The organism is Microbacterium esteraromaticum (assembly GCF_028747645.1).
GTDB classification, from domain to species: domain Bacteria; phylum Actinomycetota; class Actinomycetes; order Actinomycetales; family Microbacteriaceae; genus Microbacterium; species Microbacterium esteraromaticum_C.
On record NZ_CP118100.1, the window covers coordinates 2818274 to 2836863 of the forward strand.

An 18590-nucleotide genomic window follows, 5' to 3' on the forward strand; every position below is an offset into this window, starting at 1 on the left:
GGCCGGGGCTCGTAACGTGGAGTCATGAGGCGATCCGGTGCGGCGGCAGCGGCCGGTGGCGCGGCAGCGCTGCTGGGCGCAGGAGCAGGCGAGCTCGTCGCGGCCCTGGCGGCACCGACGGCCAGCCCGTTCGCCGTGATCGGCGGCGCCCTCATCGACGCGGCGCCGACATGGGCGAAAGACACCGCGATCGCCTGGTTCGGCACGGCCGACAAGCTCGCGCTGCTGATCGGCATCGGCGTCGCGCTGCTCGCCGTCGCGGCCATCGCAGGCGTCGCCGAATCTCGGTGGCGGGGTGTCGGCGTCATCGCGTTCGCCGCGCTGGGCGTCGGAGTCGGCGTTCTCGCGCTCACCCGGGCCGACGCGGGACCGCTGTCGTGGCTGCCCGCCGTCGTCGCGGGCGCCGTCGCGGCGGTGTTCCTGCGGACGCTGCTTTCGCTCGTGCCTGCCGAAGGGGTCGTGCCCGCCGAAGGGGTCGTGCCCGCCGAGGGGGTCGTGCCGTCCGAGGGGGTCGCGCCGGAGGGCGCACCATCCGACACGTCCGCGCACTCCCGGCGGCGCTTCCTCGCCTGGACCGGTGGTGCCGCGATCGTCGGGGTCGCCCTGGCGGTGGGCGGCACGCTCGCCCGCGCCGGTTCGACCGCGGTCACGGTCGTGCGCGACGCGATCCGCCTGCCCCGACCGGCCGTGCCCGCTCCGGCGGCACCGGCCGGAGCAGCGCTCGATGTCGCCGGGCTCAGCCCGCTGATCACTCCGAACAGCGACTTCTACCGCATCGACACCGCCCTCGTGGTGCCCACCGTCGACCCGGCGCAGTGGCAGCTGCGCATCCATGGTCTGGTCGACCACGAGGTGCGGCTGACCTGGGACGAGCTGCTCGCCCTGCCGCTGATCGAGGCACCGGTCACCCTGTCGTGCGTATCGAATCCGGTGGGCGGAGACCTGGTCGGCAACGCTGTGTGGCTGGGATACCCGATCCGCGAGCTCCTTGCCCGTGCTCAACCGCACGCCGACGCCGATATGGTGCTGTCGACCTCGGCCGACGGCTTCACCGCCGGCACCCCCTTGGAAGCGCTCACCGACGACCGCGACGCTCTGCTCGCGATCGGCATGAACGGCGAGCCCCTCCCTCTGGAGCACGGCTTTCCCGCGCGAATGGTCGTGCCCGGCCTGTACGGGTACGTCTCGGCGACGAAGTGGGTGACCGACCTTGAGGTGACCCGCTTCGATCGGTCGCGGGCGTACTGGACCGACCGCGGCTGGTCGGCACGCGGTCCGATCAAACTGCAGTCGCGCATCGACGTACCGCGCTCGGGCGCGCAGATCGCCGCCGGCGACGCCGTGATCGCCGGCGTCGCCTGGCAGCCCGGCACCGGTGTGTCCGGCGTCGAGGTGCAGGTCGACGACGACCCGTGGCAGCGTGCCGAGCTCGCCCCGGCGCTCTCGTCCGACACGTGGGTGCAGTGGCGGATGCCCTGGCGCGCCACCCCGGGCGCGCACGTGCTGCGCTGTCGGGCGATCGATGCCGACGGGAACGTCCAGACCGGGGCATCCGCTCCTCCCGCGCCCGACGGCGCGACCGGATGGCACACCGTCACCGCGACCGTGGCGTGAGCCCCATTCCGCCGGCGGCACGACAGGAGTAGCGTCCTGTCGCATGGACCCCATCATCCGCACGCGCGGGCTGACGAAGACCTACGGACGGGTGCGCGCCCTCGACGGCCTCGACCTCGAGATCGGCGCCGGGCAGGTGCACGGCTTCCTCGGCCCCAACGGCGCCGGCAAGTCCACCGCGATCCGCGTGTTCCTGGGGCTGGCGCGCAAGACCGGCGGGACTGTGTCGGTGTTCGGCGAGGACCCGTGGACGTCGGCCGCCCGCCTGCATCGGCGCATCGCGTACGTGCCCGGCGATGTCAGCCTGTGGCCGAACCTGTCGGGCGGCGAGGCGATCGACCTGCTCGCCCGGCTGCGCGGCGCCCGCACCGACGCCGCCGACTACCGCGCACAGCGAGCGCGTCTGCTGGACGTGTTTCAGCTCGACCCCCACAAGAAGGGTCGCTCGTACTCGAAGGGCAACCGGCAGAAGGTCGCGCTCGTCGCGGCTCTCGCGGTTCCCGCCGACCTGTACATCCTCGATGAGCCGACCAGCGGCCTGGACCCGCTGATGGAAGTGACGTTTCGGCATGAGCTCACCCGGTTGAGGGACGGCGGCGCGACCGTGCTGCTCTCGAGCCACATCCTGAGCGAAGTCGAGCACACGTGCGATCACGTATCGATCATCCGGGCGGGGTGCATCGTCGAGACCGGCACCCTCACCGACCTGCGGCACCTCACCCGCACCGAGGTCTCGTTCGACGCGACCTCCGACGACGCTCTAGCAGGGATCCCCGAAGCCCACGACGGCGCTGTGCGTGGCGGCCGCGCCCGATTCACGGTCGACAGCGACCGGGTCACCGCCGTCCTCCCGGAACTCTCCCGTCGGGCCGTTACGGGACTGCGCATCGAACCACCCTCGCTGGAAGAGCTGTTCCTGCGTCACTACGGCGACGTGGTGGACGACACAGTGGACGACACAGTGGACGCACGCGGGAAGCTCCGTCAATGAGGACGCTCCTGCTGCTGCGGCTGCGCCGCGACCGCCTGCAGGTGCCGCTGTGGGTCGTCGGAACGACGCTGCTCGCTGCGGCCGCGGTCGGCGGTGTCACCGCCTCGTTCACGACCGAGGCCGACCGCCACGGGCTGCTGGCCGCGGTAATGGCCAATCCGGTCATCCTGCTGTTCCGCGGGTTGCCGTCCGGGGCGGGCGAGGCGCAGGTAGCGGTGTTCCTGATCCTCCCGTTCCTGTCGATGCTCGTCGGCATGATGAGCGTGTTCCTCGCCGTGCGCCATACCCGCACCGATGAGGAGCAGGGGCGGGCCGAACTGATCGCGGCAACCCCCGCGGCGCGAGTGCTCCCCCTGGCGGCGACCACGCTGCACGGCCTCCTCGTCAACACGGTGATCGGCGTCGGCATCGCCCTCGCGTTCATCGCCCTGGGGTACCCGGTCGCGGGCTCACTCATCGCAGGGCTCGCCGTGGCATCCGTCGGTCTGTGCTTTCTCGGGGTCGGGCTGCTGTCGGCGCAACTGATGCGCACCTCACGCGGCGCGAACTCCCTGGCCGTGTGGCTGCTGGTCGCGGCCTACCTGACCGCCGGGCTCGGCAACGCGCTCGGCACGCCCAGCGACGACCTCACCCGTCTGGAGAGCAGCTGGCTGACCTGGCTGTCGCCCATCGGATGGGCCGAGAACACCCGCGCCTACGCCGATGACGTCACTTGGCCGGCACTGCTGGGCATCGCCCTGGGCGTTCTGCTCGCGACCGCAGCGTTCCTCGTGCAGTCGACGCGCGATCTCGGCGAGGGCATCGTGCCGCAACGACACGGTCGCGCCTCGGCGTCGCGGATGCTGGGATCGCCGATCGGCCTGGCCTGGCGTCTGTCGCGCGGCGCCGCGTGGGGATGGGCGACGGGCGGACTGATCGCCGGCGTCTTGGCCACGAGCCTCACCTCGGCGATGAACGAACTCGCGCGGATCGACTCGGTGCAGCAGTTGCTCGAAGCGATGTCGCAGCAGAACGACATCGAGCAGAGCATGGTCGTGGTCTTCTACCTGATCGTCGGCGTGCTCGCCTCGTGCGCCGCTGTGCAGACGGTCTGCCGGGCCCGCCAGGAAGAGGCACACGGCACCGCCGAGCCCGTCCTGGCGGGCGCCGTCGACCGAACCCGCTGGCTGGCCTCGCACCTCGTGGCGGCGGCTGCCGCGGCGGCACTGACCCTGGCCGCCGCGATCGCAGGATCGGCGCTGGGAGGTCTGCGCGGCGGTGCCGACCTGGTCGCCGACGCTGTCATCGCCGGCGCGGGCCAGGGGCTGGCGGCCGCAGTGATCCTGGCGCTGACCGCGCTAGTCTTCGTCGTCGCGCCGCGAGCGACGATCGTCTTCGGGTGGATGCTGGTGCTCGTCGCGTTGCTCATCGGCCTGTTCGGCCCACTGTTCTCGCTACCGGAATGGGCGACCCGGCTGTCGCCCTTCGCGCAGGCGCCGGCGCCGGGACCCGACGGAATCGACGTCAATGGCGGATGGTGGCTGCTCGCGATCACCGTGCTGGGTGCTGCGGCAGCGCTGTGGCTCATGCGCCGACGCGAGTTGCACCCCGCATCCTGAGGCCGCATTCGTCACCTGTGACCCGCACTGGATAGCGTGGAGGGCATGAGCGGACACGGCGAGGCGACTCAGATGACCGAGACCGAGATGCGCGAACCCCAGGTTCTGCGATGGGTCTTCTGGCCCGCGGCGGCGATCATCATCGCGTTCGTCTTGTTCACCCTGCTGTTCCCGCAGGTCGCCGAAGAGGTGTTCGCGGCCGTGCAGACCTCGATCGTGAACGCCTTCAACTGGTACTACGTGCTGATCGCGGCGTTCTTCGTCGCGTTCAGCCTGTTCCTCGGCTTCAGCCGGTTCGGTGATATCAAGCTCGGGCGAGACGACGAAGAGCCCGAGTTCTCGCTGATGAGCTGGTTCTCGCTGCTGTTCGCCGCCGGAATGGGCATCGGTCTGGTCTTCTACGGTGTCAGCGAACCTCTCAGCCACTTCGTGAACCCGCGACCCGGCGTGACGGGAACACCCGAGCAGCTCGCACAGGGGGCGCTGGGGCAGACGTACCTGCACTGGGGCGTGCACGCCTGGTCGATCTACGTCGTGATCGGGCTCGCCCTCTCGTACGCGATCCATCGCCGTCGGCGGCCCGTGTCGATCCGGTGGACGCTCGAACCTCTGCTCGGCAAGCGCGTCGAAGGCGGCTGGGGGCACACGATCGACGTGATCGCCCTGGTCGGCACCCTCTTCGGCGTCGCGACCTCGCTCGGGCTCGGTGTGCTGCAGATGAGCTCCGGCCTGCATGCGGCAGGCTTCGCCGACCCCGACGAGGCGACCCAGGTCGTGCTGATCCTCATCATCTCGGTGTTCGTGCTGATGTCGGTGCTGTCGGGCGTCACCCGCGGTATGAAGTGGCTGTCGAACGCCAACCTGGTGCTGGCCGGGCTGCTGGTGCTCTACCTGCTGGCTGTCGGCCCGACCGAGTTCCTGTTGCGCGACTTCGTGCAGTCGATCGGGTACTACGTGCAGAACTTCGTGGGTCTGTCGTTCAACGTGAGTGCGTTCCAGGGCGAGGCCGGCGAGCAATGGCAGGCGGGGTGGACGTCGTTCTACTGGGGCTGGTGGATCTCGTGGGCGCCCTTCGTCGGCATCTTCATTGCCCGGGTCTCGAAGGGCCGCTCGGTGCGCGAGTTCGTGATCGGCGTGATCATGGTGCCGACGCTGCTCGGCATCCTGTGGTTCGCCGTGCTCGGCGGCTCTGGGCTGGCGATGGAGCTCGCCAACCCGGGCACCCTCACCGGACCCGATGGCGAGGTGGACTTGCAGGGTGCGCTGTTCGAGATGCTGCAGCACGTGCCCGGGTCGGCGATCGTCAGCATCGGTGTGCTGTTGCTGCTGACGATCTTCTTCGTGACCTCGGCCGATTCGGGCGCCCTGGTGATGGGCATGATCGCCACCGGTGGCAAGCCCGAACCGCGCCGATGGATCCGCACGTTCTTCGTCGCGGCGACGGCCCTGCTGGCGATCGCGCTCCTGCTGGCCGGAGGCCTCACCGCGCTGCAGACGGCGGCGATCACGATCGCGCTGCCTTTCAGTGTGGTGATGCTGCTGATCTGCTGGTCGACTGTCGTGGCGTTCACCCGTGAGCGCCGCGCCTATGCGAAGGCCGAGCGTGCGCAGTTCATCGACCGGATCGGCGACTACTACGGCCTGGAGGTCGAGGCGCACGACGCCACCGGCGTGCTGGGAGCCCAGCCCCGATGGATGCGTAGCCTGCAGCGCCGGTTCGGGCTGCCCGTGGCGCCGACCGAGCCGTCGCGCATCACGCCGACAGCACTCGCGATCGAGAGTCACGTGGATGCGTCGCCGTCGACGATCGACGTCGACGTACTCGTGGATCAGGACGAGCTCGCCGGCCTCGACGACCCCGACGTTCCCTCGCAGGACGCAGGCCCGTTCCTGAAGGACTGAAGCCCCGCGCACTCGCGCACTCGCGCCCAAGCCCCACGCGCCCCGGCCCGTCCCCACCCACGAGGGGTCAAGAATCGCGCAGTCCAGCCCCCTGAACACGACATTTCTTGACCCCTCGTGAGGAGGAGAGGTGTTGCGTGCGCTGCGTGACCCACGAGGGGCCAAGTTCTGCGCAGTCCAACCCTCTGAACGCGACATTTCTTGACCCCTCGTGAGGAGGAGAGGTGTTGCATGCGTGCGTGCGCTGCGCGGGCTACGCGGCGAGCACGTGCCGCAGCTGCTCGACGGCCCAGTCCAGCTCGGTCGCGCGGATCACCAGCGGCGGCGCGATGCGGATGGTCTGCCCGTGGGTGTCCTTCACCAGCACGCCGCGCTCGCGCAGCTTCTCTGCGATCTCTCGCCCGGTTCCGATCGCGGGGTCGATATCGACGCCGGCCCACAGCCCCGCGATGCGCACCGCGGTCACACCGTGCCCGATGAGCGGTTCGAGAGCGGATGCCAGATGCGCGCCGAGCAGACGGGCACGCTGCTGGAACTCGCCCGTGCTGAGCATCTCGACGACCTTGGTGCCCACGGCTGCGGCCAGCGGGTTGCCGCCGAACGTCGAGCCGTGCTCGCCAGGACGAATCACCCCGAGCACATCCCGGTTGCCGACGACGGCCGAGACAGGCAGGATGCCCCCACCGAGCGCCTTGCCCAGCAGGTACAGGTCGGGCACGACGCCCTCGCGATCGCAGGCGAAGGTCTCGCCGACGCGGCCGAGGCCCGACTGGATCTCATCGGCGATGAAGAGCACGCTCCGCTCGTCGCAGATCTCTCGGACCCGGCGCAGGTATCCCTCGGGTGGGATGATCACGCCGCCCTCGCCCTGGATCGGCTCGATGAGCACGGCCGCGGTGTCGTCGGTGATCGCGTTCGCGATGGCATCCGCATCGCCGTAGGCGACCACGTCGAAACCGGGCGTGTACGGGCCGAAATCGGCACGCGCCTGCTCATCGTCGCTGAAGCTGACGATCGTCGTGGTGCGGCCGTGGAAGTTGCCGTCGGCGACGATGATGCGCGCCCGACCGGCCAGGATGCCCTTGACCCGGTACCCCCACGCGCGGGCGACCTTGATGCCCGTCTCGACGGCCTCGGCGCCGGTGTTCATCGGCAGCACCAGCTCTTTGCCGCACAGTTCGGCGAGGGCCGCGGCGAACGGTTCGAGCTGGTCGTTCATGAACGCGCGGCTGGTGAGCGTGACGCGGCCCAGCTGCGCGGTCAGCGCCTGCACGATCGCCGGATGCCGGTGACCGAAGTTGACAGCCGAGTAGGCGGCCAGCAGATCGAGGTAGCGCTTGCCGTCGGCATCCGTCACCCACACCCCGTCGGCCTCGGAGACGACGACGGGCAGTGGGCTGTAGTTCTCGGCGACGTGCGGTTCGAGCGGCGCGGTCGTCGAGGTCGACATCAGGACTCCCCGTCGGTCTTCGCGCCGCGCAGTTCGAGCGTGCAGCACTTGATGCCGCCACCGCCGAGCAGCAGCTCGGACAGGTCGACGGTGAGCGGGTTGTATCCGCGCTCGCGCAGCTGCTTCTCGAATCCCTTGGCGCGCGGCGAGATGATCACGTTGTAGCCGTCGCTGGCCGAGTTCAGGCCGAACACGGCGCCGTCCTCGTCGGCGACGAGGATCGCGTCGGGGAAGCGCGCGGCGAGGATGCGCTGGGATGCCTCGTCGAACGCGCCGGGCAGGTAGGCGATGTTGGCGCGCTCGGGGCCGCCGTTCTCGTGACCCACGACCGGGTCGAGCACGGTGAGCGCGGTGTCGAGGTGGTAGAACCGCGGGTCGACGAGCGTGAGCGTGACGACCTCGCGTCCGAAGACCTCGTGCACCTCGCGGTGGCTGTCGCCGGCGGAGCGGAAGCCGGTGCCGGCGAGGATCACGTCGCCGGCGAGCAGGAAGTCGCCCTCGCCCTCGTTGACTTCCTGGGGCAGAACCGTGTCGAAGCCGTTCGCGCGGAACCACTCGGCGAAGGCGGGGGCCTCGCCCTGGCGCTGCTCGAAGTAGAACTCGGGCACGTAGGCGCGGCCGTCGATGACGAATCCGCCGTTGGCGGTGTAGACCATGTCGGGGTAGCCGTCGAGGGGCTCGATCAGCTCGACCTCGTGACCGAGCTCGAGGTACAGGTCGTACAGCTTCTGCCACTGCTCGAGGGCCTTGGCCGTGTCGGTGGGCTTGGCGGGCTCCATCCACGGGTTGATCTTGTAGCTGACCGTGAAGTGCTCGGGACGGCACATCAGGTAGCGGCGGTGGTGGGCGACGCGGGTGGGTGCGGTGGCCGTGGTGGTCTCAGGCATGGACATGGAGGCTCCTCGTGAAGGTGCGGCGGACGCTGTCCAGGGGCCCGGCGGAAGTTCGACCCGCAACATTGACGGGGAAGATGCACGCGGGCACGCCAGAGACCATTATTTCACGGGAAGGCTCACGATGCAGTGGGCGAATCCTCAGCGTGCACGACGAGTTTTCCAGCGACGTGCCCCGCCTCGATGCGGGCCATTGCCTCGCCCGCCGCCTCGAATGCGTACTCGTCGGCGATCACAGGACGCAGGCGCCCCTGTGCCACGAGGTCGAGCAGGTTCGCGAGGATGTCCGGCTTCGCGACGGCGGCGAGAGGGCGGATGCGATGGCGCGATCCGATCGAGAGCACAGCGGCCCGTAGCATCCGAGGGATCGGTCCGAGTACGCGTCCACCGTCGCCCCCGACGAGCACGACCGTGCCACCGGGGCGAGTGAGCCGTTGCAGCGCGCGCAGCGACTGCCCGCCCGCGATCTGGATCACCGCGTCGTACTCACCGTGGGGCAGTTCGTCCACCGGGGTGTCCCGGCCGAGCACCCGTGCGGCGCCGAGCCCGGAGAGCAGCGGGTGGCGCTGTTCGCCAGACGTGGCGTGCACCTCGGCGCCACGGATCGCCGCGAGCTGGACGGCGAACGTGCCGACGCCGCCGGAGGCCCCGAGAATGAGCACCCGGCGGCCCTCGGTCACCCCGGCGAGGTCGAGCGCCTGCCAGGCGGTTCCGCCCGCGATCGGCAGCGTCGCCGCGATCTGCGGCGGCACGGCCTCGGGTCGCGGAACGCAGCGAGCGACCGGGGCCGTCGCAAACGGCGCCAGCCCTCCCCCGCCGGGCAGTTCGGCCACGACGGCGTCGCCGACGGTGGCATCCGTCACTCCGTCGCCGAGGGCGACGACCGTACCCGCGACATCCATGCCTCGGACCGGCTGACGGGGCCCGCGCAGTCCGAAGGCGGGTCGGACGATCAGCGGGTCGCCGAGCATGATCCGCACGTCTCCGGCGTTGAGCGCGGTGGCCTCGATGCGCAGCAGCACCTCGCCGCGTCGCGGCTCGGGCATGGTGCGCTCGTGGCGTCGGATGCCGGATGCCGGCCCGTAGCGGTGCTGCATCCAGGCGGTCATGGCGGTGGTCGAAACGGTCATGTCATTCCTCCGGGTATTGGAAGAGGTCATCGAGCCCGAGCTGGAGCGCGCGGGCGATCTGGAAGGCGAGTTCGAGCGTGGGCGAGTACTTTCCCTGTTCGATCGCGATGAGGGTCTGGCGGGTGACGCCGATGGTGCGGGCGAGTTCGGCCTGCGTGAGCCCGGCGCGTTCGCGGTGCGCGCGGATGCTGTTGGTGACCAGTGTCGGCTTGACCATCAGATGAGCCCCCGCCGGTAGGCGATCACGCGAGCGATTCCGCCGACGAAAGCCGAGACGGCGAACCCGGCGAACATGGTCTGTGCGATCCAGAAGACATCGGCGTTCACCGCGCACAGGGCGATGACGCCGAGCCCGGCGATGACCAGGAAGGCGTGCTCGACGCGTGTTCCCATACGTGAGATGTCGCGGTCGCGGATGTCGGTGGCGGCGACCGCGTCTCCCTCACGGGCACGGGCGATGAGCGCCCAGACCGCGATGATCAGCACGGTGAGCACGATGCCGGCACCGATCGTCCACAGCATGATCGGCAGCCACGATGTCGTGGGATCGGAAGCACCCACGAGCACCACCACGTATACGGGGATCGTCAGCACCAGGCTGATCAGTCCGGCCCAGGCGGCCCGTTCCTCAGCGACCATCACACACCTCCGTGTAAAAGATTCTTTACACGGAGGTTACGCCTACCCGCGGCGCGATGTCAAGAATCTTTTACACGGGTCGCGGTCGCCCCGTTCAGGTCGCAAAAAGTCCCGCAACATCACCGCGGAAGCGGCACAAACTGCGACCGGAACGACCGCTTGCGACGAGAACAACCCGCGCGGGCCGACTCAGATGACCCCGGCGCTCCAGTCGTCGGGGTCGCCGAAGCGGTGCGCGGTGATCGAGATCGCCTGCTCGTGCACGAACGGCAGCAGTTCCAGCCGCCCGGCCGTAGTCACCTCATTGTCATAGACGGCGAGATCCGGGTCACCGGCCACCGCACGCGCCAGATCCGCGTGCAGCGCCGCGACGGCCTCGCGCGATCCGACCAGCCGCACGCGCCCGGCATCCACACGGCCCGAGGCCCCGGCATCCGACATCACGGCATCCACCCCTCCGGAGTGCACCGCACCGCCGCGCCGCGCGACGCGGTCGATCCACTCCGCGTCGCTCTCGACCGCGATGAGCACCTCCAAGTCACTGAGCTGCCCGCGCACGCCGGCGGGAAGGCCCGCCGGTACCGACAGCACGAACGTCGCACCCGCGCGGATGCCGGCGAACACCACCCGCAGCACTTCGTGCAGCCCGGCATCCGACGTCGCACGCACCGTCACCGGAACCGGCCGGTACCGGAACAGGTTGCGTTCGACCCCCAGGTGCGAGACGTCACGCACCTGACCGAACTCGCGATCCCACGCGACGGCGTCTGACAGCGCCGCCTGCCGCAGCCACTCGAACTCGTCGAACCCGAGCGAGGGCTGCGCCGCCTCGATCAACGTCGAGATGCGGGTGTCGAGACCCCGCAGATGCAAGGTGCTCGACACCTTGCCCCGCGACTGCGAGCGCCAGCGCCCCAGCCCGACCAGGTAGTTCGGCCCGCCGGCCTTCGCGCCGGGTCCGACCGACGAGCGCTTCCACCCTCCGAACGGCTGGCGCTGCACGATCGCGCCGGTGATGCCCCGGTTCACGTAGAGGTTGCCGGCCTGCACCCGCTCGAGCCAGAGCTCCAGGTCAGCGGGGTCCTGCGTGTGCAGCCCCGCCGTCAGCCCGTAGGCCACGGCATTCTGCATCTCGATCGCCTCGCTCAGCGTCGCCGCGTGCATCACCCCCAGCATCGGCCCGAAGAACTCCTCGAGGTGTGTGCGCGAGCCCGGCTGCACCCCGGCACGCACGCCGGGACTCCACAGCCGCTCGCTGCCATCGAGCGATCGGGGGCGGATCAGCCACTTCTCGTCACCCTCCAGGTCATTCAGCGCCCAGGCGAGCTTGCCCTGCGGCGGTTCGATGACCGGGCCGATCTCGGCTGCGGGGTCCGACGGCCAGGCCACCCGCATCGACTTCACGGCATCGGTCAGTTGCCGCACGAACCGCTTGGAGCGGCCCACCGGACCGACCAGAATCACCAGCGAGGCCGCCGAGCACTTCTGACCGGCGTGGCCGAAGGCGCTGCGTACGAGGTCGGCGACGGCGAGATCGAGATCGGCGGTGGGGGTGATGACAATCGCGTTCTTTCCGCTGGTCTCGGCCAGCAGCGGCAGGTCCGGGCGCCACGAGCGGAACAGCGCCGCGGTGTCCCATGCGCCGGTGAGGATCACCCGATCGACCGACGGATGCGCGATGAGCCGGCGTCCGAGTTCGCGTTCACCGAGGTCGACGAGCGCGAGTACGTCCCGCGGGACACCCGCCTGCCACAGCGCCTCGGCGATGACGGCGGCGCACCGACGCGCCTGATGGGCGGGCTTGAAGACGACCCCGGATCCCGCCGCCAGCGCGGCAAGCACACCGCCGGCGGGAATCGCGAGCGGGAAGTTCCACGGTGGCGTGACCACCGTCACCTGCGCCGGCTCGAAACGCGCGCCACTGACCGCGTCGAGTTCACGCGCGCGGCTGGCGTAGTACTTCGCGAAGTCGACGGCCTCGCTGACCTCGATATCGGCCTCCGAGAACACCTTGCCCGTCTCGACGGCGGCGATCTCGATCAGATCGCCGCGTCGCGTCTGCAGCGCGACGGCCGCGCGCTGCAGGATCTCGGCACGTTCGGATGCCGGACGCGCGCCCCACTGGGCACCGCCGGCCTGCACCCGGTCGAGGGTCTGCTCCAGCATCCGCTCGTCGTCGATCCGCGCGGCGCGCACCGTCTCGAGGCCCAGGGCGCACGCGTCGGGCTCGGCGACGCGGGCGAGGATGCCGCGCGCCCACTCACGGTTGGCGGGCAACGCCGGATCGCTGTCCGGGGTGTTCTCGAAACCGGGGGCACCTGCGGTGCCGTCCACCGCGACAGCCAGCTCGTGACGCGCGTACACGGCGGTCTGCAGAAAGGCGTCGCCGTCATCCTCCGAGCCTCGGGCGATATCGAGCACGACCCCGGTGAGGTCTTCGCTCTCGACCGCCCGGCGCGGCGCGGGACGCACGGATTCGTGCGCCGGTGCGTTGCGGTCCTGGGTGCGCCGCGGCCCGATCTGCAGGGTGCGGTCGTCCTTGCGGGTGAGCGAATCCACGAAGCGCAGCCGCTCACGCTCGAACAACGACGGGTCCTCGGCGAGATGGAACGCCGCCGAGAGGAAGTTCGACGGCGACGCGTTCTCGTCGAGACGGCGCACGAGATAGCTGATCGCGACGTCGAACTCGGCGGGATCGACCACGGGCACGTACAGCAGCACCTCGCCGACCTCGCGGGCCACGGCCGCCACCTGCCCCTGCGCCATGCCGAGCAGCATCTCGAACTCGATGGCGTCGCGCACCTCGCGCTCCCCCGCCAGCAACCACGCATAGGCGATGTCGAAGAGATTGTGCCCGGCGACGCCGATGCGCACGGCGGCGGCGTTGCGGGGCGTGAAGGCCTCGTCGAGGCAGCGCAGGTAGTTCGCGTCGGTGTCGAGCTTGGTGGTGTACGGGGCCTGCGGCCAGCCGTGCATCACGGCATCCACTTTCTCCATCGCGAGGTTGGCGCCCTTGACGAGCCGCACCTTGATGGGCGCACCGCCGTGGTCGAGGCGGTCGCGCGCCCAGGCGGTCAGCTCGCGCAGCGCGGGCAGCGCGTCGGGCAGGTAGGTCTGCAGCACGATGCCCGCCTCAAGGCGCTTCAGCCGTGGATCCTCCAGCAGACGCGTGAACACCGCGACCGTCAGATCGAGGTCGCGGTACTCTTCCATATCGAGGTTGATGAACGTGCCGTTCGCCGCGGCGGTCACGTAGAGCGGCAGAAGACGCTCGATCACCTGGTCGACGATCTCGTCGAACGCCCACATCGAGATGCGACTGATGATCGCCGACACCTTCACTGAGACGTAGTCGACGTCGTCGCGGCGGATCAGCGCGTGGATGCCGTCGAGCCGGCGCTTCGCCTCGGCCTCGCCGAGCACCGCCTCGCCGAGCAGGTTGAGATTGAGCCGCGAGCCCGAGACGCGCAGCTTCTGCAGCGCGGGTCCGAGCTTGTCGGGTCGCGCGTCGACGATGAGATGGCCGACCATCTCACGCAGCACGCGCCGTGCGATCGGCACGGTGGGCACGGGCAGCAGCGGGGCGACGCCCCCACCGAGCCGCACCACGCCGCGCAGGTACCAGGGCAGGAAGTCGGGCGCGAGCGTCGCGACCCGATGCAGATTGGATGCTGCCGCCGACGCGCTCTCCGGGCGCATCACCCCGTCGACGAAGCCCAGGGTGAAGGGCATCCCCTTCGGATCCTGCAGCACCCCCGCGAGGCGCTCGGCGGCCGGGTCGACGTGCTCATCGGCGGCCTGCAGAACCCAGCGCGCGGCGAGTTCGACGGCCGCTTCTGCCAGGTCGCTTCCGGTGGGCGATGACGACTGCTCTGCCATGTGTCCACACTAGGCGCGTGCCGGCGTCAGGGGCGGGTGATGCGCGCCGTGTCAGTTCCAGGTGCTGGGCGCGGGCGCCTTCGTCGGCGGCAGGGCGACCGCCGCGGCCCAGTCGTGGATCCACTCCTCGATGTCGGGAATGCCCTCGGGGCGCCCCACGGCGGCGAAGAGCTCTTCGTGGCTCACCGTGCCACCGCTGCGTCGCAGCATCCGCGCCCGTACGATCACGCGGGCATAGACCTCGCCGTCGACGACGGCGCGGTGCTCGAGGAAGACCGCCTTGTCGTCGTGCCCGATCATGCGCGACTCGACGTCGAAGCGCTGCCAGAGCTCCAGTGACTTGCGGAACGTGACGGTCTCACTGGAGACGACGGCGTACCAGCCGCGCTGCTTCATGGAGTCGAACAGGCCGGTGCGGATCAGCAGGTCCCAACGGCCCAGGTCGAACAGTGACAGGTACCGGCCGTTGTTCATGTGCCGCAGGATGTCGATGTCGGTGGGCAGTGTGGTGAGCCGGACCGTACCCACGTCGGTGGGGCCGAGTGTGCCGTCGCGGCGCACGCGCCGCCGCGCCTGAAAGATCACGAGGAGGGTGCGCCAGATCACATTCACAAGGGGCGATAGTAGTGATCCACGATGCATGTCCCAACTTCGTTGGCGGGTTTCCACACACGAGGGGGTGTGTGACGGGCCGATTTCACCTCTTGGGCCCTCGAGCGTAGAGTCGCGGCATGAGCGCCGAAGCCCAGCCCGAGATCATCGTCCGTCCGGTCCGCGACGTGGATGCGGAAGCCCTCGGTCGCGTGCACGCGCAGACGTGGCACGAGACCTATGACCACCTGATCAGCAAGGCGGCGCTGGAGCGCATCTCACCGCGCCGCATGGCCGAGCTCTGGACGAACTGGGCCCGTCAGGGCGAGGACTTCAAGATGAGCGCCGCACTCGTCGACGGCGAGATCGTCGGCTTCGTCGGCTCGGGGCCTGCGCGCGACAAGGATGCCCCCGCGTTCCGCGAGCTGTACTTCATCTATCTGCTCGACGAGTACCACGGCACCGGCATCGGCCAGCAGCTCTTCGACGCGGCCGTCGAGAAGGAAGAGCCCCTGTACCTGTGGGTCGCCGAGGACAACCCCCGGGCGCACCGTTTCTACGCCCGCAACGGATTCTCGCTCGACGGCGCGAGCCACACCGAGCCCTTCCTCGGCGAGACGCTGACCGAGGTGCGCTTCGTGCGCTGAGCGCTTCTCTCTTCGCGCCGACACCCCGTGTTCGCGCCGAGACCCCCTGCTGCAGACGTCTGCAGCAGGGGGTCTCGGCGTCAGGTGGGGGTGTCGGCGATCCTAGGCCGAGGCCTGGCCCGGGACCGGGTCCGGCCCGGACCGGGGCGGGGCGGATGCCGGGTCACAGCGCCCGGATGATGTCCTCCACCCGTTCCTTGGCGTCGCCGAACAGCATCTGGGCGTTGTCGCGGAAGAACAGCGGGTTCTGCACGCCCGCGTAGCCCGCGGCCATCGACCGCTTGAACACGATCACGTTCTCGGCTTCCCACACCCGCAGCACGGGCATGCCGGCGATCGGGCTGCCCGGGTCCTCGGCGGCGGCCGGGTTGACCGTGTCGTTGGCACCGATCACCAGCACGACGCTCGTCGAGGCGAGGTCGTCGTTGATCTCGTCCATGCCCAGAACGATGTCGTACGGCACCTTCGCCTCGGCCAGCAGCACGTTCATGTGCCCCGGCAGGCGCCCCGCGACGGGGTGGATACCGAAGCGCACGTCGACGCCGCGCTCGCGCAGCTTCGCAACCAGGTCGGCGACGGGGTACTGGGCCTGTGCGACCGCCATGCCGTAGCCGGGGGTGATCACGACCGACTGCGCCTGCGACAGCAGGCTGGCAGCGGCCTCGGCGTTGAGTTCGCGGTGCTCGCCGTGGTCGACGTCGTCGGAGGCGGATGCTGTGATTCCGAAGCCTCCGGCGATGACCGACAGGAATGACCGGTTCATGGCCTTGCACATGATGTACGACAGGTACGCACCCGACGATCCGACCAGCGCGCCGGTGACGATGAGCAGATCGTTGTTCAGCAGGAAGCCGGCCGCAGCCGCCGCCCAGCCCGAGTAGCTGTTGAGCATCGAGACGACGACGGGCATGTCGCCGCCGCCGATCGAGGCCACCAGGTGCCAGCCGAGGGCGAACGACAGCAGGGTCACCGCCACCAGCAGCCAGAGCTGCTGGTCGAGCACGAACCACACCGTCAGCACGACGAACGCGATCAGCGCGCCGACGTTGAGCAGGTTCTTGCCCGGCAGCACGAGCGGACGTGACGACATCCTGGCTGACAGCTTCAGGTACGCCACGATCGAGCCGGTGAAGGTCACACCACCGATGAAGATGCCGATGAAGACCTCGGCGTTGTGGATGTCGACCAGTTCGGCCGGGATCGACGCGTGCGAGAGGTGGCCGTTCCATCCGACCAGCACCGCGGCAAGGCCGACGAAGCTGTGCAGCAGGGCGATAAGCTGCGGCATCTCGGTCATCTTCACGACCTTGGCGCGCCACAGGCCAATCGCCGCACCGACCAGCACACCGACGGCGAGCAGGCTCAGGCCGAGGGCGGCACCGCTGCCGCCCCAGGCGTCGGCGACGGTGAGCGCCAGAGTGGCGCCGAGGGCGATCGTCATGCCGACGATGCCGTAGACGACGCCCGCACGGGCGGATTCGTGGCGGCTGAGCCCGGCCAGGCTCAGGATGAACAGCAGGGCGGCGGCGATGTAGGCCGCGCCGGCGAGTGCGTCGACGGTCACTTGTGGTCGCCCCCTGTCGTCTTGCCGAGCGTGAACATGCTGAGCATGCGGCGGGTGACGGCGAATCCACCGAAGATGTTGATGCTCGCGACCAGTACGGCGACGGCGGCGAGGGCTTGCACGATGGGGTTGGCGTCGGTGACCTGCAGCATCGCGCCGACGACGATGACGCCCGAAATGGCGTTGGTGACCGACATCAGCGGGGTGTGCAGCGCGTGGTGCACCTTGCCGATGACGTAGAAGCCGACGACGACGGCGAGCATCAGCACGGTGAAGTGCTGCGGCAGTGGCGCGGGTGCGAACGCGTTCACGAGGAACAGCGCGGCGATGCCCACGACGATCAGCGCGATCTTCTTGCCGGCGCTCATCTTCTTGGGCTCGGGAACGGGTGCTGCAGAGGCGGCGGGTGCCGCCGGGGCCGGCGCGGCGGCGACCTGCACTGGCGGTGGTGGCCAGGTGACCTCACCGTCGCGCACCACGGTGACCGCGCGCTGCACGACATCGTCGAAGTCGATGGCGAGCGTGCCGTCCTTGCCCGGGGTGAGCAGCGCGACCAGGTTGGCGACGTTGGTGCCGTACAGCTGCGAGGCCTGCGCGGCCAGCCGCGAGGCGAGGTCGGTGTAGCCGAGGATGATCACGCCGTTGTCGGTGACGACGCGCTCGCCCGCCACCGAACCCTCGACGTTGCCGCCCTGCGCGGCGGCCATGTCGACGATCACGCTGCCCGGCTTCATCTGCGCGACGTCGGATGCTGTGATGAGGCGCGGCGCTGCGCGCCCCGGGATGAGTGCCGTCGTGATGATGATGTCGACGTCGGCGGCCTGCTCGGTGTAGATCTCGGCGGCGCGGCGGTCGTAGTCGGCGCTGGTGGCCTTGGCATAGCCGTCGGTGGACTTCTCGACCGCGACGTCGACGGCCAGGTAGGTGCCGCCGATCGACGACACCTGGTCGGCGACCTCGGGTCGCGGATCTGTGGCGCGCACGATGGCGCCGAGGCTGGATGCTGCTCCGATCGCGGCGAGTCCGGCGACGCCGGCACCGGCGACGAGCACCTTCGCGGGCGGTACCTTGCCGGCCGCCGTCACCTGCCCGGTGAAGAACCGGCCGAACTCATGGGCGGCCTCGACGACGGCGCGGTAGCCCGAGATGTTGGCCATCGAGCTGAGCACGTCCATCGACTGCGCGCGCGAGATACGCGGAACCGCGTCAAGGGCAAGCGCCGTGATCCCACGCTGGGCGAGCTTCTCGATCAGTTCGGGTTTGAGTGCGGGTGAGAGCAGCGCGATCAGGGTGGCTTCGTCGGCCAGGGCGTCGATTTCAGCATCCGATGGCGGGTTCACTTTGAGGACGACGGGGCTGCGCCACGCCTGCTCCGGTGCGACGATCGTCGCACCGGCCTGCCGGTACTCGTCATCCGGGTACGACGATCGCTCGCCCGCCCCGCTCTCGACGGCCACTTCGTAGCCGAGCTTTCTCAGGGTCTGCACGGTGGCTGGGGTGGCAGAGACACGTGTCTCCTCCGGGCCTTCCCGCACGATTCCGATCTGCGTCACTGCGATCCTTCCGTCCCGACATCACTGTCGGCCTCAGCGTTTTGCTCAGACTACTGACCGTTCGAGAAGGAATGAGGGGAAATCTGCTCTGTGACCGCTGAAAATCAGGCGAAATTGATCAATGGAGAAAGCGAGAGGC

14 protein-coding genes are annotated in these 18590 nt (G+C 69.6%); 5 read left to right on the forward strand and 9 right to left on the reverse strand.

The genetic code is table 11. From position 1 onward, the window contains the following. Positions 1-24: 24 nt before the first annotated feature. The 4 genes from PTQ19_RS13575 (at position 25) to PTQ19_RS13590 (ending at position 6105) form a co-directional block, all read left to right on the forward strand. Positions 25-1614 (forward strand): molybdopterin-dependent oxidoreductase, encoded by a 1590-nt coding sequence (locus tag PTQ19_RS13575; RefSeq protein WP_274367712.1) that lies wholly within the window; start codon positions 25-27, stop codon positions 1612-1614. A 43-nt stretch (positions 1615-1657) separates the two neighbouring features. After that, positions 1658-2605, forward strand: a complete 948-nt coding sequence (locus tag PTQ19_RS13580) for an ABC transporter ATP-binding protein (RefSeq protein WP_274367713.1) — start codon at positions 1658-1660, stop codon at positions 2603-2605. After that, positions 2602-4203 (forward strand): ABC transporter permease, encoded by a 1602-nt coding sequence (locus tag PTQ19_RS13585; RefSeq protein ID WP_274367714.1) that lies wholly within the window; start codon positions 2602-2604, stop codon positions 4201-4203. Before PTQ19_RS13580 ends, PTQ19_RS13585 begins: the two co-directional genes overlap by 4 nt. A 72-nt stretch (positions 4204-4275) precedes the next feature. Continuing rightward, the gene (locus tag PTQ19_RS13590; protein WP_274367715.1) at positions 4276-6105 is read left to right on the forward strand and encodes a BCCT family transporter; all 1830 of its coding nucleotides are present in this window, start codon (positions 4276-4278) and stop codon (positions 6103-6105) included. Between the two features lie 253 nt (positions 6106-6358). On the opposite strand, the gene rocD is transcribed toward PTQ19_RS13590, so the two are convergent. The 7 genes from rocD to PTQ19_RS13625 form a co-directional block, all read right to left on the reverse strand. Continuing rightward, the gene (rocD, locus tag PTQ19_RS13595; RefSeq protein ID WP_274367716.1) at positions 6359-7555 is read right to left on the reverse strand and encodes an ornithine--oxo-acid transaminase; all 1197 of its coding nucleotides are present in this window, start codon (positions 7553-7555) and stop codon (positions 6359-6361) included. Further along, positions 7555-8448, reverse strand: a complete 894-nt coding sequence (ddaH, locus tag PTQ19_RS13600) for a dimethylargininase (RefSeq protein ID WP_274367717.1) — start codon at positions 8446-8448, stop codon at positions 7555-7557. Before ddaH ends, rocD begins: the two co-directional genes overlap by 1 nt. Positions 8449-8567: 119 nt before the next feature. After that, positions 8568-9578, reverse strand: coding sequence for an NAD(P)-dependent alcohol dehydrogenase (locus PTQ19_RS13605; RefSeq protein WP_274367718.1), 1011 nt, complete (start codon positions 9576-9578; stop codon positions 8568-8570). Between the two features lies 1 nt (position 9579). Next, positions 9580-9795 (reverse strand): helix-turn-helix transcriptional regulator, encoded by a 216-nt coding sequence (locus PTQ19_RS13610; RefSeq protein WP_274367719.1) that lies wholly within the window; start codon positions 9793-9795, stop codon positions 9580-9582. After that, on the reverse strand, positions 9795-10217 hold the full coding sequence (locus PTQ19_RS13615) for a hypothetical protein (RefSeq protein WP_274367720.1): 423 nt from the start codon (positions 10215-10217) through the stop codon (positions 9795-9797). The genes PTQ19_RS13610 and PTQ19_RS13615 overlap by 1 nt, the downstream gene beginning before the upstream one ends. A gap of 189 nt (positions 10218-10406) precedes the next feature. After that, positions 10407-14096: a proline dehydrogenase family protein gene (locus PTQ19_RS13620; RefSeq protein ID WP_274367721.1), complete on the reverse strand. Its 3690-nt coding sequence runs from the start codon at positions 14094-14096 to the stop codon at positions 10407-10409. A 51-nt stretch (positions 14097-14147) separates the two neighbouring features. After that, positions 14148-14708 (reverse strand): acyl-CoA thioesterase, encoded by a 561-nt coding sequence (locus PTQ19_RS13625; RefSeq protein WP_206821597.1) that lies wholly within the window; start codon positions 14706-14708, stop codon positions 14148-14150. 119 nt (positions 14709-14827) lie between these two features. On the opposite strand from PTQ19_RS13625, the gene PTQ19_RS13630 reads away from it, so the two are divergent. Then, positions 14828-15334 carry a GNAT family N-acetyltransferase gene (locus PTQ19_RS13630; protein ID WP_179409870.1) on the forward strand — a complete coding sequence of 169 codons (507 nt, stop codon included), beginning with the start codon at positions 14828-14830 and terminating at the stop codon, positions 15332-15334. Positions 15335-15497: 163 nt separating this feature from the next. Here PTQ19_RS13630 and pntB read toward each other — a convergent pair whose 3' ends face one another. Both pntB and PTQ19_RS13640 read right to left on the reverse strand, forming a co-directional pair. Continuing rightward, positions 15498-16898 carry a Re/Si-specific NAD(P)(+) transhydrogenase subunit beta gene (gene pntB, locus PTQ19_RS13635; RefSeq protein ID WP_274367722.1) on the reverse strand — a complete coding sequence of 467 codons (1401 nt, stop codon included), beginning with the start codon at positions 16896-16898 and terminating at the stop codon, positions 15498-15500. Beyond that, positions 16895-18451: a Re/Si-specific NAD(P)(+) transhydrogenase subunit alpha gene (locus tag PTQ19_RS13640; RefSeq protein ID WP_274367723.1), complete on the reverse strand. Its 1557-nt coding sequence runs from the start codon at positions 18449-18451 to the stop codon at positions 16895-16897. Before PTQ19_RS13640 ends, pntB begins: the two co-directional genes overlap by 4 nt. Positions 18452-18590 lie beyond the last annotated feature (139 nt).